The sequence below is a fragment of the Sphingomonas sanguinis genome (genome assembly GCF_001476905.1).
Taxonomy (GTDB): domain Bacteria; phylum Pseudomonadota; class Alphaproteobacteria; order Sphingomonadales; family Sphingomonadaceae; genus Sphingomonas; species Sphingomonas sanguinis_B.
In genome coordinates this window covers 1-14,735 of record NZ_LDTE01000045.1, presented here as the reverse complement: position 1 = coordinate 14,735, position 14,735 = coordinate 1, and the positions used below count along the sequence as shown (strand labels likewise).

General features: G+C 64.8%; 15 protein-coding genes. 10 read left to right on the top strand and 5 right to left on the bottom strand.

The annotated features are described in order from the left end of the window. The 7 genes from SB4_RS08675 to SB4_RS08645 all read left to right on the top strand — a co-directional run. The coding region (locus tag SB4_RS08675) for a DUF6356 family protein (RefSeq protein ID WP_241488548.1) at positions 1 to 200 on the top strand (200 nt) is incomplete at its 5' end. Between the two features lie 94 nt (positions 201 to 294). Next, positions 295 to 1,023, top strand: a complete 729-nt coding sequence (locus SB4_RS08670) for an alpha/beta hydrolase (protein ID WP_058752259.1) — start codon at positions 295 to 297, stop codon at positions 1,021 to 1,023. After that, positions 1,020 to 1,781, top strand: a complete 762-nt coding sequence (locus SB4_RS08665; protein ID WP_058752258.1) for a tetratricopeptide repeat protein — start codon at positions 1,020 to 1,022, stop codon at positions 1,779 to 1,781. The genes SB4_RS08670 and SB4_RS08665 overlap by 4 nt, the downstream gene beginning before the upstream one ends. Positions 1,782 to 1,857: 76 nt before the next feature. Next, positions 1,858 to 2,274: a VOC family protein gene (locus SB4_RS08660; protein ID WP_058752257.1), complete on the top strand. Its 417-nt coding sequence runs from the start codon at positions 1,858 to 1,860 to the stop codon at positions 2,272 to 2,274. A gap of 10 nt (positions 2,275 to 2,284) precedes the next feature. Further along, complete coding sequence (gloB, locus tag SB4_RS08655) at positions 2,285 to 3,001, top strand: hydroxyacylglutathione hydrolase (protein ID WP_082670071.1); 717 nt, start codon at positions 2,285 to 2,287, stop codon at positions 2,999 to 3,001. Positions 3,002 to 3,036: 35 nt separating this feature from the next. Continuing rightward, positions 3,037 to 3,465, top strand: coding sequence for a hypothetical protein (locus SB4_RS08650; protein WP_058752255.1), 429 nt, complete (start codon positions 3,037 to 3,039; stop codon positions 3,463 to 3,465). Then, on the top strand, positions 3,465 to 3,833 hold the full coding sequence (locus SB4_RS08645; RefSeq protein WP_241488547.1) for a hypothetical protein: 369 nt from the start codon (positions 3,465 to 3,467) through the stop codon (positions 3,831 to 3,833). Before SB4_RS08650 ends, SB4_RS08645 begins: the two co-directional genes overlap by 1 nt. 169 nt (positions 3,834 to 4,002) lie before the next feature. On the opposite strand, the gene hslU is transcribed toward SB4_RS08645, so the two are convergent. The 3 genes from hslU to phaR form a co-directional block, all read right to left on the bottom strand. After that, the gene (gene hslU, locus SB4_RS08640) at positions 4,003 to 5,301 is read right to left on the bottom strand and encodes an ATP-dependent protease ATPase subunit HslU (protein WP_058752254.1); all 1,299 of its coding nucleotides are present in this window, start codon (positions 5,299 to 5,301) and stop codon (positions 4,003 to 4,005) included. Between the two features lie 13 nt (positions 5,302 to 5,314). After that, positions 5,315 to 5,857 carry an ATP-dependent protease subunit HslV gene (hslV, locus tag SB4_RS08635; protein ID WP_056437183.1) on the bottom strand — a complete coding sequence of 181 codons (543 nt, stop codon included), beginning with the start codon at positions 5,855 to 5,857 and terminating at the stop codon, positions 5,315 to 5,317. Positions 5,858 to 6,100: 243 nt separating this feature from the next. Next, the gene (gene phaR / locus SB4_RS08630) at positions 6,101 to 6,664 is read right to left on the bottom strand and encodes a polyhydroxyalkanoate synthesis repressor PhaR (RefSeq protein ID WP_058752253.1); all 564 of its coding nucleotides are present in this window, start codon (positions 6,662 to 6,664) and stop codon (positions 6,101 to 6,103) included. A 40-nt stretch (positions 6,665 to 6,704) separates the two neighbouring features. On the opposite strand from phaR, the gene SB4_RS08625 reads away from it, so the two are divergent. The 3 genes from SB4_RS08625 to SB4_RS08615 all read left to right on the top strand — a co-directional run bounded on the left by SB4_RS08625 (position 6,705) and on the right by SB4_RS08615 (position 12,262). Beyond that, positions 6,705 to 7,751, top strand: a complete 1,047-nt coding sequence (locus SB4_RS08625; protein ID WP_058752252.1) for an alpha/beta fold hydrolase — start codon at positions 6,705 to 6,707, stop codon at positions 7,749 to 7,751. 23 nt (positions 7,752 to 7,774) lie between these two features. Then, complete coding sequence (locus SB4_RS08620; RefSeq protein WP_058752251.1) at positions 7,775 to 8,947, top strand: acetyl-CoA C-acetyltransferase; 1,173 nt, start codon at positions 7,775 to 7,777, stop codon at positions 8,945 to 8,947. A gap of 192 nt (positions 8,948 to 9,139) precedes the next feature. Beyond that, positions 9,140 to 12,262 (top strand): TonB-dependent receptor domain-containing protein, encoded by a 3,123-nt coding sequence (locus SB4_RS08615; RefSeq protein ID WP_241488546.1) that lies wholly within the window; start codon positions 9,140 to 9,142, stop codon positions 12,260 to 12,262. 54 nt (positions 12,263 to 12,316) lie between these two features. On the opposite strand, the gene alr is transcribed toward SB4_RS08615, so the two are convergent. Continuing rightward, positions 12,317 to 13,345: an alanine racemase gene (gene alr / locus SB4_RS08610; RefSeq protein ID WP_058752249.1), complete on the bottom strand. Its 1,029-nt coding sequence runs from the start codon at positions 13,343 to 13,345 to the stop codon at positions 12,317 to 12,319. A gap of 392 nt (positions 13,346 to 13,737) precedes the next feature. Beyond that, on the bottom strand, positions 13,738 to 14,613 hold the full coding sequence (gene mmsB / locus SB4_RS08605) for a 3-hydroxyisobutyrate dehydrogenase (protein WP_058752248.1): 876 nt from the start codon (positions 14,611 to 14,613) through the stop codon (positions 13,738 to 13,740). Between the last annotated feature and the right edge of the window lie 122 nt (positions 14,614 to 14,735).

Genomic DNA, 14,735 nt, shown 5'->3' with positions numbered 1-14,735 from the left:
AGCATTTCGGTGTCGCGGCACGGTTCGGGGGAATCATGATCGTCGGCGGGCTGGGCGCGATCGTCCATGCCGTGGTGCCGGGGCTGTGCACCACGACCGGCAGCGACACGGTGGCGCGGCTCCATGCCGAGATGGTGGCGAAGCGGCGCAAGAAACAGGCCGCACAGACGCAGATGAAGAGCGTGGAATATGTGATCTGAGGGGCGACACGCCCTCTCCACCCCTCCGCTCGGTCTGAGCGGCGGGGAGTGCGATCGGGTTTCCAATCCCGCCCCCACACCCTAAATCCTCCGCATGACCGACGCCCCCGCCCTCCGCCCCGATCTTGCCCATCACTGGACGCCGGGGACCGGCCCAGCGATCGTCTTCCTGCCCGGCTATGCCTCGGACATGCAGGGGTCGAAGGCGGTGGCGCTGGAGGAATGGGCCCGCGCGCAGGGCCACGCATTCCTGCGCTTCGACTATCGCGGCTGCGGCGAGTCGCCGGGGGCCTTCGAGGATCAGGCGCTGGCCGACTGGCGCGACGATGTGCTCACGATGCTCGACAAGGTGGTGAAGGGCCCCGCCATCCTCGTCGGCTCGTCGATGGGCGGCTGGCTGATGCTCCTTGCCGCCGCCGCACGGCCCCAACAGGTCCGGGCACTGGTCGGGATCGCGCCTGCGCCCGATTTCACCGACTGGGGCTTTTCGGAAGCCGAGAAGATGACGATCCTCCAGGCCGGGCGGCTGGAGCGGCCCAATCCGTACGGCCCCGCCCCCACCGTCTATACCCGCCGCTTTTGGCAGTCGGGCGAGGCCAACCGCCTGACCTTCGGCCCCATCGCGTTCGACGGCCCGGTGCGCCTGCTGCAGGGGATGGCGGACCCCGATGTGCCCTGGCACCGGACGACGCATCTGGCGCAGCTGTTTCGTTCAGCCGATGTGCAGACTGTGTTGATCAAGGACGGCGATCACCGGCTGTCGCGCGATCCAGACATCGCGTTGCTGATCCGGGCCGTCGAGGACGTGTTGCACCACCTATGATCCTGCTCCCCCTGGCGCTGGCCGCCGCGACCCAGACCGCTCCGAAACCCGCGAGCCTGCCCGGCGACCCGCGCGAGGCGCGCTATCAGCGCTGCGTCGCCATGGCCGAGCGGACGCCCGACGCCGCGAAGATCGAGGCGGGCAAGTGGCGGCTGGCGGGCGGCGACCATTTCGCGCAGCAATGCCTGGGTATCGCCTATGCCACCGAGCGGAACTGGACGGCGGCCGCCGATGCGTTCCAACAGGCCGCCCGCGCCGCCGAGCTTGCCCATGACGTTCGCGCCGCCAATTACTGGGCACAGGCGGGCAATGCCTGGCTGGCGGCGGGCGATGGCGCACACGCGCGTACCGCACTCGACGCGGCGCTGGCGGCGGGCGAGCTGACCGGCTTCGCGCTGGGCGAAGCGCAGCTGGACCGCGCCCGCGCGCTGGTCGCCACCGGACAACCGGCGGCGGCGCGAATCGACCTGGACGCCGCGCTGACCAACGCGCCCGCCGATCCGCTGGCCTGGCTGCTGTCCGCGACGTTGGCGCGGCGGATGAAGGACCTGCCCCGCGCGCAGAAGGACATCGCCCAGGCGCTCGCCCGCTCCGCCGACGACGCCAATGTTCAGCTGGAGGCGGGCAACATCGCCGCCGTGGCGGGCGACGAGGCGGGCGCACGCAAGGCCTGGAGCGAGGCCGCCCGGCTCGCCCCGGTCGACAGCCCGATCCGCGCCGAAACCGCCAAGGCGCTGGCCCAATTCCCCTCGCGCTGAGGCTTATCGCAGGTCAAGGTTGCAGGATCGGCTCCGGGATAGGATAGCCGTCCGGTCAAAAACGTCAGGAATTCCGATGCGTTATCTCCACACCATGATCCGGGTCAGCGACCTCGACGCCAGCATCCGCTTCTTCGCGCTGCTGGGCCTGAAGGAGGTGCGGCGCGTCGACAATGAGCGGGGCCGCTTCTCGCTGATCTTCCTCGCCGCGCCCGGTGACGAAGGCCGTGCCGAAGTCGAGCTGACGCACAATTGGGACCCCGAAATCTATACCGGCGGCCGCAATTTCGGCCACCTCGCCTACCGCGTCGACGATATCTACGATACGTGCCAGCGACTGATGGACGCGGGCGTCGTCATCAACCGTCCGCCGCGCGACGGGCATATGGCCTTCGTCAAGACGCCCGACGGCATCTCGATCGAACTGTTGCAGGACGGTGCGCTGCCCCCCGCCGAACCTTGGGTCTCGATGCCCAATGTCGGAAGCTGGTAAGAGGCGTTCCATGGAAATCGTCCGAGTCCCCGTCCTTTCCGACAATTATGCCTGGCTGATCCATCATGCGGGCCAGACCGTCGCGCTCGATCCGGGCGAGGCCGCGCCGGTCGCGGCGGCAGCCGCCGCGCGGGGATGGACGATCGACCAGGTCTGGCTGACTCATTGGCACCCCGATCATGTCGGTGGTGCCCTGGCGCTGAAGGCCGATGGCGCGCAGGTCGCAGGACCGGCGGCGGAGGCCGAGAAGATCGAGGGGCTCGACACCCTGCTGGCCGAGGGCGACACGATCAGCGTCGGCGGGGCCACCGCCACCGTGTGGAGCGTGCCCGGCCATACGGCGGGGCATATCGCCTTCCACTTCGACGACCGGGCGACGATCTTCACCGGCGACACGCTGTTCGCCATGGGATGCGGGCGACTGTTCGAGGGAACGGCAGCGCAGATGCACGCCAATATGCGCCGCTTCGCCGCGCTGCCCGGCGACACGCGCGTCTATTGCGGGCACGAATATACCCTGTCCAACGCGCGGTACGCCGCTGTCGTCGAGCCTGAGAATGACGCGATCGCCGCGCGGCTGGCCGATGTGACGGCCATGCGCGAACAGGGCGAGCCGACCATTCCGACCACTATCGCGCTGGAACGGGCGACCAATCCCTTTCTCCGCTCGGTCGATGCGGAGGAACTGGCCGAACGGCGTGCAGCCAAGGACGCGTTCAAGGGTTAAAACCATCGCTACAGGGGCATTTTGACGGAGACGGAATGATGCGTATCGTGACGTTGGTTTCTGTTCTGATCCCCCTGGCGGCCCTGGGAGGTTGTACGCTGACCCCGGCGCAAAAGGCCCAGGTCGAACAGCGCGCCCAGACCGAGCGGGCCGATCTCGACAAGGCACTGAGCGGCCTGACCGCCGGTCCGCCCACCCAGTGCATCAGCCAGTATCGGACGCAGCAGGTCAAATCCTATGGCCCGACCATCGTCTACACCGTGTCGCCGCGCCTGAAATATGTCAGCGAGACGGCGGGCGGCTGCGACCATGTCGGCGGCATGGGCAACAACATCTTCGTGACGCGCACGACCACGGGTCAGCTGTGTTCGGGCGACATCGCGCAGACGGTCGACCGCACCTCCGGCTTCTTCACCGGCAGTTGCAGCTTCGGCCCGTTCGTCCCCTATCGAAAGGATCGGTGATGCGCTTTTCCCTGATGACCGCCGCCGCCCTGGGCCTGACGCTGACCCTGCCGGCGGCCAAGTCCGATCCCTTTGCCGGGCGGGTCGCCGGGCCGCCCGCCCAGTGCGTTGATACCAGCACCACGATGTCGGGTCCGGTTATTACCGACGACGAGACAATCGTCATCAACGCGGGGCCGCGCCTGTGGAAGGCCAAGGTCCGCGGTCAGTGCGCGAGCATCCGGCCGTTCAATACGCTGATCGTCGAACGCTGGGGCTCGCAGCTGTGCCGCAACGACCGGTTCCGGGTGATTCAGCCGGGCATGTCGATCCCGTCGGCGTGGTGCTTCTTCGACGGGTTCGTGCCCTATGATCGGGTGAAGAAATAGGGGGAGTGGCCTGGGGCCTACCCTCCCCCATCCCCTCCCGTTTACGGGAGGGGCGTGCCTAGTGCGAAACGTTGGGGGTAGACTCGCAACGCTCGGTCTTGCCGCTCCCCTCCCGTAAACGGGAGGGGATGGGGGAGGGCTCCGGTGTCTCACCGAGCCCCCACCCCGATCACAAAACGAACCGGCTCAAATCCGTATTCCGCGCCACCGCCGACAGCTGCTTGTCGACATAGGCCGCATCCACGACCAGCGTCGAACCCTGGCGATCCTCCGCCTCGAAGCTGATCTCCTCCAGCAGCTTCTCCATCACCGTCTGAAGCCGCCGAGCGCCGATATTCTCGACCTGGCCGTTCACCTCCGCCGCGATCCGCGCGATGGCGGCGATGCCGTCCTCGGTGAAGGAAATGTCGACCCCCTCGGTGCCGATCAGCGCCTTGTACTGCGCAGGCAGCGATGCCTTGGTGTCCGACAGGATCGCGACGAAATCGCTCTCGGTCAGCGCCTTCAGTTCGACCCGGATCGGCAAACGGCCCTGAAGTTCGGGCAGCAGGTCCGACGGCTTGGCGACATGGAAGGCGCCGGATGCGATGAACAGGATATGGTCCGTCTTCATCGGGCCATATTTGGTCGCGACCGTCGTCCCCTCGATCAGCGGCAGCAGGTCGCGCTGCACCCCCTCACGACTGACCGAGCCGCCGCGTACGTCGCTGACCGCGATCTTGTCGATCTCATCGAGAAAGACGATCCCGTTCGCCTCGGCATCGGCCAGCGCGGTGCGGCTCACCTCGTCCTGGTCTAAGCGCTTGTCCGCCTCTTCCTCGACCAGCTTGGTCCAGGCGGCCGAGACGGTCACCTTGCGGCGCTTGAGCGGCTGGCCGCCGCCGAACGCCTTGCCCATCATCTCCGACAGGTTGATCATCTGCGGCGCGGCGCCGGGAATCTCGAACGGCGTGGCCTGCGCCTGCTCCAGTTCGATCTCGATCTCGGTCTGGTCGAGATGGCCGTCGCGGAAGCGTTGGCGGAACGCCTCGCGCGTCGCCTGGCTCGAATCCTTGCCGACAAGCGCGTCGAGCAGGCGGTTCATCGCCGCCTCTTCCGCCTTGTCCTTCACCGCGACGCGGCGGCGTTCCTTCTCCAGCCGGATCGCCTCTTCGACCAGATCGCGGGCAATCTGCTCGACATCGCGGCCGACATAGCCGACCTCGGTGAACTTGGTCGCCTCGACCTTCACGAAGGGCGCATCGGCGAGCTTGGCCAGACGGCGGCTGATCTCGGTCTTGCCGCAGCCCGTGGGGCCGATCATCAGGATGTTCTTGGGCGTCACCTCATCGCGCAGGTCGGCGCCGAGGCGCTGGCGACGCCAGCGGTTGCGCATGGCGACGGCGACGGCACGCTTGGCGTCGGCCTGGCCGATGATGTGCGCGTCGAGCGCGGCGACGATCGCCTTGGGGGTCAGCTGGTCGTTCATGGGAGCTTTCGGATTAGTTCGCGCCGTCGATGGCTTCGAGCGTGACGCGGTCATTGGTGTAGACGCAGACATCGGCGGCGATCGCCATCGCCTTGCGCGCGATCGTCTCGGCATCCTGTTCATAGTCGACCAGCGCACGGGCCGCCGCCAGCGCGTAATTGCCGCCCGACCCGATCGCACAGATGCCGTTCTCCGGCTCCAGCACGTCGCCATTGCCGGTCAGGATCAACGTCACGTCCTTGTCGGCGACGATCATCATGGCTTCTAGGTTGCGCAGGAACTTGTCGGTCCGCCAGTCCTTGGCCAGCTCGACCGCGGCGCGCAGCAACTGGCCGTTGTGGCGCTCCAGCTTGGCCTCCAGCCGCTCGAACAGGGTGAAGGCATCCGCCGTCGCGCCCGCGAAGCCGCCGATGACCGAGCCATCGCCCAAGCGCCGCACTTTCCGCGCATTGGGCTTCATGACGGTCTGGCCCATCGAAACCTGACCGTCTCCGGCCACCACCACCCGGCCGCCACGGCGCACCGAGCAAATCGTCGTGCCATGCCAGGTAGGCATGGCGTGTTCATTCCCGCTCATGCGCGGCGATATGGAGGTGGGTGGGCGTGGGTTCAATGGAGGGGATGGTGGTGTGTTTTTCCCGAGCGAAGTGAAAGGCAACGCATATCCTCCCCGGTACGGGGAGGTGGCAGCGCGTAGCGCTGACGGAGGGGGACTTCCTCACAGGTCGCCGTTAGAGGCACGCCCCCTCCACCACCGCTTCGCGGCGGTCCCCCTCCCCGTGCCGGGGAGGATTGGGACCTATTCCCCCAGCTTCTCGATCTTGTCCTTCAACGCCGCCAGTTCGGCCTTCAGCGCGGCCATCTCGGCATCCTTGCTGGCGGACGGGGCCGCTGGCGTCGGGGCGGGTGCGGCTGCGGGCGTCGCGGCCTTGAACCCTTGCGTCGCGGCCTCGAACATCGCCAGGTTGCGCTTGGCCATGTCCGCGAACGGCGTGCCTGCAAACGCGCCTTCGACCGCCGATTTGAACTGTTCCTGGTTGCGGCGAAAGCTGTCCATCGACGCTTCCAGATAGCCCGGCACCACCGCCTGCATCGAGTCGCCATACATCGAGATCAACTGGCGCAGGAAATTCACCGGAAGCATCGTCTCGCCCCGGCTTTCCTCTTCCATGATGATCTGGGTCAGGACATTATGGGTAATGTCCTCGTCGGTCTTGGCGTCGACCACCTTGAAGTCGCGGCCCGCCCGGATCATCGCCGCCAGATGATCGAGCGTGATGTAGGAGGAGGTTTCGGTATTGTAGAGCCGCCGGTTCGCGTACTTCTTGACGATCACGATGCCGTCCGCCGCCTGCTTCTTCATCGAACCCCCGCCTTTCCTGATTTTGGTACAGCCTAACGCCATGGATTTCGCATCGCAACACGGTCCGCGCCCTTTACCGCTGTTCCTGGCGATGTTGCGCAGCGAGGCTGCGGAAAATCCCGATCTGGTGCAAAGCGCCATGGAAGGATTGCGCCTGTTCCAGGCGGCGAAGCGAGAGCGCCCCATGCGCGCCCTGCCGGTGCGTCGCCGCCGAGGCCGGGTGAAATTGCGCGATGCGGGAGGGGAAGGGCGGCCGGTCCTCTTCATCCCCTCGCTGATCAACCCCCCCTCGATCCTCGACCTGTCCCGCGACCGCTCGCTGATCCGCTGGATGCGGGGACAGGGTTTCCATGTCTGGCTAGTCGACTGGGGCACGCCCAGCGCCAAGGATCGCGACATCGGCGTCGCGGGTCATGTCGAGCGCTTCCTCCTGCCCCTGATCGCGTGCCTGCCACAGCCACCGGTGCTGGTCGGCTATTGCCTGGGCGGGACGCTCGCCATGGCCGCCGCCGCGCGGACCAGGGTGGCCGGGCTCGCCGCCATCGCCGCGCCCTGGCACTTCACCGGCTATGGCGAGGAAGCACGCGCCGCGATGGCCGCGCAATGGGCCGGGATCAAACCGACCTCCGAACTGCTCGGGATGGTCCCGATGGAGGCGTTGCAGGCGGGCTTCTGGCGGCTCGACCCAGGGCGGACCATCGCCAAATATGCGGCCTTCGCCGATCTCGATCCGCGCAGCGAGGCTGCTCGCCGCTTCATCCGGCTGGAGGACTGGGCCAATCAGGGTGCCCCCCTGCCCCATGCCTTTGGCCTGGAGCTGTTCGAGGACTTGATCGCGCAGGACCGTCCCGGACAGGGACAATGGCGCGTCGCGGGCGAGGTCGTCACACCATCGCAATGCGACGCCCCTAGCGTCGAGTTCGTCGCCACCGCCGACCGGATCGTCCCCGCCGCCACCGCCATCGGCCTGCCCGACCGGCGAGCGGGGGGCACGGGCCATGTCGGCATGGTCGTCGGCGGGCGGGCGCAGGAACAGCTCTGGCAGCCATTGGCCGACTGGATCACCGCGCTGCCCGCGCCTAGATAGAGTGTGAGTTGAGAGGAGCCTTCATGACCGAAATCGTCATTACCGCCGCCAAGCGTACCCCCGTGGGCAGCTTCCTGGGCGCCTTTGCCGCCACGCCCGCGCACGAACTGGGCCGGGTGGCGATCACCGCCGCGCTCGAACAGGCGGGCATCAAGGGCGAGGACGTGTCCGAGGTCATCCTCGGCCAGGTGCTGACCGCCGCGCAAGGCCAGAACCCGGCCCGCCAGGCCTCGATGGCGGCAGGCATCCCCAAGGAAGTCCCCGCTTACGGCGTCAACCAGGTCTGCGGATCGGGCCTGCGCGCGGTTGCGCTGGGGATGCAGGCCATTGCCAATGGCGACGCAACCATCGTCGTCGCGGGCGGCCAGGAGTCGATGTCGCTCTCGCCCCACGCCCAGACGATGCGCGGCGGCATCAAGATGGGCCCGCTGACCATGGTCGACACCATGGTCCATGATGGCCTGACCGACGCCTTTGCCGGTTATCACATGGGCATCACCGCCGAGAATCTCGCCGAGCAATATCAGGTCACCCGCGACGAGCAGGACCAGTTCGCCGTCCGCTCGCAGAACCTCGCCGAAAAGGCGCGTGGCGAGGGCCGCTTCAAGGATGAGATCGCACCTGTCACCATCAAGGGCCGCAAGGGCGAGACGGTCGTCGCCGATGACGAATATATCCGCGCCGGTGCGACCATCGAGAGCGTGTCGGGCGTCCGCCCCGCCTTCAAGAAGGACGGCACGGTGACTGCCGCCAACGCCTCGGGCCTGAACGACGGTGCCGCCGCCATCGTCCTGATGAGCCGCGAGGAAGCCGAGAAGCGCGGCACACCGGTCTTGGCGACGATCAAGAGCTGGGCCTCGGCGGGTGTCGACCCGTCGGTCATGGGCATCGGCCCCGTCCCCGCCACCAAGCGCGCACTGGAAAAGGCGGGCTGGAGCGTCGGCGACCTCGACCTAATCGAAGCCAACGAAGCCTTCGCCGCGCAGGCGCTGTCGGTCGGCAAGGAATTGGGCTTCGATCCCGAAAAGGTCAACGTCAACGGCGGCGCCATCGCGCTGGGCCACCCGATCGGCGCCAGCGGCGCGCGGGTGCTCACGACTCTGATCTACGAAATGCAGAAGCGCGACGCGAAGAAGGGTCTGGCGACCCTGTGCATCGGCGGCGGCATGGGCATCGCCATGTGTGTTGAGCGGTAAATACACCGCTTTGTGAAAGTTTCGTAATTAACGTTTGGATTGCAGGGATGTGTCGAAGCTGTCACATCCCTGCAACATCGATCACGGTTTTTTTATTGCGCGTCGCATGGACGCTTGTTTTCAGGCCGGAAATTTCTTTCCCTTGGATGAACGGACATGAACGATCCGTCATAACGGGGGTAAAGAATGAATATGCGCGCACTACTGGGAGCATCGGCTATCGTCGGCTCTCTGTTCGCTCTGTCACTAGAAGCTTCCGCCCAAACCGCATCGACGCCTCAAGGATCGGAGCTTCCGAGCGAAGAACAAGCGGGCCCCTCGCAGAATAGCGAAGTCACGGTTACGGGCACGCGCATTCGCCTGCCCAACACGGTCTCGCAGGAGCCGATCGTCACGATCGGCAGCGATTATCTTGAAGCCCGCAACCTGACCAACGTCGCCGACGCGTTGAACGAAATCCCAGGCATCCGCGGCAGCGTGACGCCGAACGGAACTCAGGGATCATTTGGCCAAGGCGTCAATTTCGCCAATGCGTATGGCTTGGGCTCAAACCGCACGTTGACCCTGGTCAACGGTCGCCGCGTCGTGACGTCGAACGTCGCATCGATTTTCACCAATGCCTCTGGAGGTACGCAGGTCGACCTCAACATCCTGCCGACGATTGTCATCGACTCCGTCGACCGTGTGGGCGTCGGCGGCGCCCCCATTTATGGTTCGGACGCTATCGCCGGAACAATCAACATCAAGTTGCGCAACCGCTTCAAGGGTCTTGAAGTCCGCGCGACCACGGGCATCACCGAGCGCGGCGACAATCAGCGCGTCAATCTGTCGGCAATAGCCGGTCGTGATTTCGCCGAAGGGCGCGGTAACATAACCATCGCGGGCATGTATGAAACCGTGAAGGGGATGGTGCAGAACGACCGCGATTTCTATCGCAACAATCTCGGATCATTGCAGAACCCGACGACGTCGGAGGCCGCGCGCTTCGGTCCGGCTGGACGAACCCCGGGCAACGATGGGCGAGTCAACCCGAATATCGGATTCAACGACTCAGCCACGGACGGATTCCCAGGATCGGTGTTGGTACGCGATCTGAGCATCGCGTCGATGGCCTATGGTGGCCTGATCATCGCACCCGCCGGGGCGACCAGCCTGCGTTCGCTGGACTATGCGCGTCAGTTCGATCAGTTCGGCAACCTCGTACCGTTTAATCCCGGCATCGTGTTCCAAGGATCGACCACGGCTCCGCCGATCACTGGCGGTGCTGCGCGTTCGTCGAGCACGAAGGACGGGTTCCGCTTTAGCGACGTCACGCAAATTACCGGTGACCAGAAGCGCATTGCGGCCAACATCTTCGCCAACTTCGACCTGACCGAAGAAGTCAAGCTTTTTGCAGAAGGCATGTACTATCATGGTCGTGGTGACCAGCTTCTGCGTCAGCCGACCTTCAACTCGTCGCTCTTTGGTGGCGCTAGTGCCGCACTGAACTTCAGCGTCAACAACCCGTTCTTGACAGACCAGGCACGCCAGACTCTGACGCAGGCGGGCTACTCCACTTTCCGCTTGAGCCGGGCCAACCTGGATTTGGCAGACGTAACAGGATACTCTGAAAACGACCTTTATCGCGGCGTCCTGGGCGCATCGAGCGATTTCAAATTGGGCGGTCGCGATTATCAGGCAGAAATCGCTCTAACCTATGGCCGAAACGATTTCGTTGACTATAATCAGGCAATCAACCAGCAGAATTTCGTCAATGCCGTCAACGTCGGGCGCAACGCTGCTGGCGAAATCGTCTGCACGACCACGCCGACAGTTCTTGCCACACCGGGCTTTGCGCCAGTTGCAGATGCGGCCTGCCGTCCTCTCAATCTGTTCGGCCAGGGGGTAGCGTCACGAGAAGCGCTCAACTACGTGATTCAGGACGTGACGGCGACCAGTCGCTTCGAGCAATTCGTTCTGAATGCCAACTTCGGCGGCTCGCCATTTGATATCTTCGGAAATCCGGTCGGCTTCAATGCTGGTTTCGAGCATCGTCAGGAAAAGGCCAGCTTCACTCCGGATTCTTTCCAGCAGCGAGGACTGGGCCGATCCGTTGCCATTGCCCCGGTATCCGGCAAATACACTTTGAATGAAGTATTTGGCGAAGTTCTGGTTCCACTGATCCAGCCGCAGAATGACATTTTCATTCATAGCATGGAGGTATTTGGTCGCGGTCGTTACGTTAACAATACCGTTAACGGCAACTTCTTCTCGTGGGCCGCGGGTGGCAGCATTGAGCCGATTCGCGATATTCGGATTCGCGCAAATTACACGAAGTCGTTCCGTGCACCTTCGGTAGTCGAGCTTTTCTCGCCGATCACCAACACGTTCACGACGGTGACGGACTATTGCTCACCCGGAAATCGGAACGCAGGCCCGGTGCCTGATATCCGCAACCGCAATTGCACCGCTTTTCTGTCACGCTATCCCAACGCGACTCCTCTCGCCGCAGCATCTGCGACAGTTCCGGGCCGCTCGGGCGGCAATCCGAACCTTCAGAATGAAGAAGCCAGCAGCTACGATATCGGAATCATCCTTCAGCCTCGCTTTGTTCCGGGTCTGACGATCTCGGCCGATTATCTTAACATTAAGCTGCGCCAGCCGATTGCCAACCTGACCGTCGCTCAGATCGGTTCGGGATGCTTCGACAATCCTTCCTTCAACGCCGATGATCCTGCGAACGGCAATGCGTTCTGTTCGCAGATCCGCCGCGATGCGACGGGTCAGGTCATCTCCGATCCGGCCAACCCAGCGGTAAACTCGGGATTCGTTAACGGCCTTCGTTATGATTTTGAAGGTCTGCAGGGCGAAATCGACTATCGCACTCGACTGAATGGGCTCAAGCTCCCTGGTACTTTGTCGATTGGCGGCTTTGTATATTTCCAGGGCAAGCGGTTGATTGACATCACCGGCGTTGCGCCCGCGCGCAGCGATGGGACCGTTGGCGACCCGCAATGGCAGGGTCAGGCGCGCGTCCGTTATCGGAACGAAAACTGGGGTGTAAGCACCTTCGTCAACTACACCGGCCAACAGCTGACTTCCCGCTTCAACCGTGGTCCGAACCCCAATGACACACGCGAATTCGACAAGTACAAGGACTTCATTACCGTCGACGCGAATGTCTTCTTCAATGTGACAGAACGCTTCACGCTAAGCATCACTGCAACCAATCTGACCGATCGGATTAGCCAGCGCTATTATGGCTATTACCTCCCAGGTGTCGTTAACGACGCTGTTGGTCGTCGTTTCGCGATCACTGCCGCTGTCAGATACTGATCTCATTCATATAGAGAATGTGCTGGGGCTCTCCTTCGGGAGGGCCCCTTTTTTTCATTCCTGCCCGAAACGCTGGCCCAAGCCCGTCAGCAGCTCATATTGCGATACGCCCGACAGGGTAGATGCCCGGGCCAAGTCGTAATCCATCGCCAGCCAGTCGCCCTCGGCCAGGTCGGGGCGGGCGGAGACGTCGATGGCCGTCAGGTCCATCGAGACGCGACCGATCACCGGCAGCCTCTCACCCTCGACCAAAGCGGCACCAAGCCCCGATAACGCGCGGCGGTAACCATCGGCATAGCCCAGATTGACGATCGCGACCTGCGTCTCGACAGGGGCGGTCCAAGTCGCGTTATAGCCCACTGTCTCGCCCGCGGGCACTTGCCGGCGCTGGAGAATCTGCGCTTCGGGCCAGGCGACCTGTCGCAGATGCGCGGCCATGTCGGGACGCGGCACCCCGCCGTACAGCGCCAGCCCCGGCCGGGTCAGGTCGAAATGATAGTCTTCGCCTAGTCCGATCCCCGCCGAATTGGCCAGGCTCATACGGCGGGCGGCGGTTCGCCCTTTCAGCCCCTCAAAGGCGGCCAGCTGGCGCGCGTTCATCGGCACATCCTCGTCGGCACAGGCGAGGTGGCTGAGCAGCGTGTCGATCTCCAATCCGTCGAGCAGGCCCTCGGCGACAGCCTCCACCGACACGCCCAACCGGTTCATGCCGGTATCGACCATCACGTCGCACGCGCCGCCGCCGCTCTCGCGCCAGCGGGCGATCTGTTCGGGCGTGCTGAGCGCAGGCCGGGCGACACCGGCTTTCGCCGCCGCCATGTCCTCGCGCCGAAGGCCATGCAGAACGCAGAGGCTCAGCCCCAGCGGCGCGAGTGCCAGCGCCTCGGCCCAACTGGCGACGAAGAAATCGCGGCACCCCGCCCCGGCCAGGGTCTCGGCGACCAAAGTCGCGCCCAGGCCATAGCCGTTCGCTTTCACCGCCGCGCCGCACGCCGCACGCCCGCTCAACCGGTCGAGCGCCTGCCAGTTGGCAACAAGCGCATCACGGTCGACGCGCAGGCGAAGAGGGGCAGAGATATCCATCACCCTCCCGGCTTTAAGCCGCATTGCCAGGTGGGAAAAGGCAGGTTCGGCTATTCGCGTCTTTCCCTGGGCATCTCCGCTGCATTCGGCCTGAGTGAAATCGAAGGTCGAGAGCTTCCAACTGTTTCAGGTTCGCGCAGAGGCGCAGAGGGCGCAGAGTGGTTCCGGCAGACCTGCAAAAACTCGCTCCCGATGAGGGTGCGGCTCCCGTTACGATGGGGCACGCCATCGTCGTTTCAGGCACGACACGGAAATGGCAGACCGACGCTGCGTCCTCCGCACCTTTGCGTAAACCTCATCCACCGGCCTCTGACTTCACCTTGATGCGCCGAAGTTCATCCTGAACACGTGGCTTGCCAGCCCGCCAGAGGGCTCAGGCTGAGCGGAGGAGTTCAGCGCAGCGTGCGGATGATGCTGGAGAAATCGACCGGCGGCTGCCCCTCGCCGACGAACGCGGCGTAGAGTTCGGCCGCCCGCTCGCCCATCGGCGTCGTCGCGCCCGCGTCCTGCGCCGCCTGCATCGCCAGCTTCAGGTCCTTGAGCATCAGCGCCGCCGCGAAACCGCCCTGATAATCGTGGTCAGCGGGTGTCTCTGGCCCAACGCCGGGGACCGGACAATATTTGGTCATCGACCAGCTCTGTCCCGACGACACCGAGGCGATGTCGTAGAAGGTCTGCGCCTCCAGCCCCAGCTTCTCGGCCAGCACGAAAGCCTCGCAGGTCGCGATCATGGTCGCGCCGAGCAGCATGTTGTTGCAGATCTTCGCGGCCTGGCCCGCGCCGTTACCACCCGCATGGATCACCGCCTGGCCCATGGCGGACAGGAAGGGCTCGGCGCGGGCGAAGGCCTGTTCCGAACCGCCGACCATGAAGGTCAGCGTTCCGGCCTTGGCCGCCGCGATCCCGCCCGACACGGGGGCGTCGACCGCCATCATGCCCTTTCCTACCGCCGCCTCGGCGACGCGGCGGGCAGTGGCGACATCGATCGTCGAGCAATCGATCAGGATCGCGGACGGCGGTGCTGCCGCGAATACGGCATCGGCATAGACTCGCTCGACATGGGTTCCGGCGGGCAGCATGGTCACGACCGCTTCCACGCCGTCCATCGCCGCGATGGCGCTGTCGACGGGCAGGCACCCGGCCGCCTTGGCCGCCGCCAGCGCGTCCGCCGACAGGTCGAAGGCGCGGACGTCATGCCCCGCTTTCGCGAGGTTGGCGGCCATCCCGCCGCCCATATTGCCCAGGCCGATAAAGGCGATCCGCGCCATGTCTGCTCTCCTTATCTTCTATCTTTTTAAGCCCCTCCCGCAGGCGGGAGGGGTTTGGGGAGGGCAAGGCCACAGGCGATGGTCTCTGTGAGACTCTCTGCCCTCCCCCATCCCCTCCCGCC

What these genes read in the sequence shown, in the direction of transcription:
- SB4_RS08670 (WP_058752259.1), top strand. Translation starts at nt 295, where the DNA reads ATGACCGACGCCCCCGCCCTCCGCCCCGATCTTGCCCATCACTGGACG.
- SB4_RS08665 (WP_058752258.1), top strand. Translation starts at nt 1,020, where the DNA reads ATGATCCTGCTCCCCCTGGCGCTGGCCGCCGCGACCCAGACCGCTCCG.
- SB4_RS08660 (WP_058752257.1), top strand. Translation starts at nt 1,858, where the DNA reads ATGCGTTATCTCCACACCATGATCCGGGTCAGCGACCTCGACGCCAGC.
- gloB (WP_082670071.1), top strand. Translation starts at nt 2,285, where the DNA reads ATGGAAATCGTCCGAGTCCCCGTCCTTTCCGACAATTATGCCTGGCTG.
- SB4_RS08650 (WP_058752255.1), top strand. Translation starts at nt 3,037, where the DNA reads ATGATGCGTATCGTGACGTTGGTTTCTGTTCTGATCCCCCTGGCGGCC.
- SB4_RS08645 (WP_241488547.1), top strand. Translation starts at nt 3,465, where the DNA reads ATGCGCTTTTCCCTGATGACCGCCGCCGCCCTGGGCCTGACGCTGACC.
- hslU (WP_058752254.1), bottom strand. Translation starts at nt 5,301, where the DNA reads ATGAACGACCAGCTGACCCCCAAGGCGATCGTCGCCGCGCTCGACGCG.
- hslV (WP_056437183.1), bottom strand. Translation starts at nt 5,857, where the DNA reads ATGCCTACCTGGCATGGCACGACGATTTGCTCGGTGCGCCGTGGCGGC.
- phaR (WP_058752253.1), bottom strand. Translation starts at nt 6,664, where the DNA reads ATGAAGAAGCAGGCGGCGGACGGCATCGTGATCGTCAAGAAGTACGCG.
- SB4_RS08625 (WP_058752252.1), top strand. Translation starts at nt 6,705, where the DNA reads ATGGATTTCGCATCGCAACACGGTCCGCGCCCTTTACCGCTGTTCCTG.
- SB4_RS08620 (WP_058752251.1), top strand. Translation starts at nt 7,775, where the DNA reads ATGACCGAAATCGTCATTACCGCCGCCAAGCGTACCCCCGTGGGCAGC.
- SB4_RS08615 (WP_241488546.1), top strand. Translation starts at nt 9,140, where the DNA reads ATGCGCGCACTACTGGGAGCATCGGCTATCGTCGGCTCTCTGTTCGCT.
- alr (WP_058752249.1), bottom strand. Translation starts at nt 13,345, where the DNA reads ATGGATATCTCTGCCCCTCTTCGCCTGCGCGTCGACCGTGATGCGCTT.
- mmsB (WP_058752248.1), bottom strand. Translation starts at nt 14,613, where the DNA reads ATGGCGCGGATCGCCTTTATCGGCCTGGGCAATATGGGCGGCGGGATG.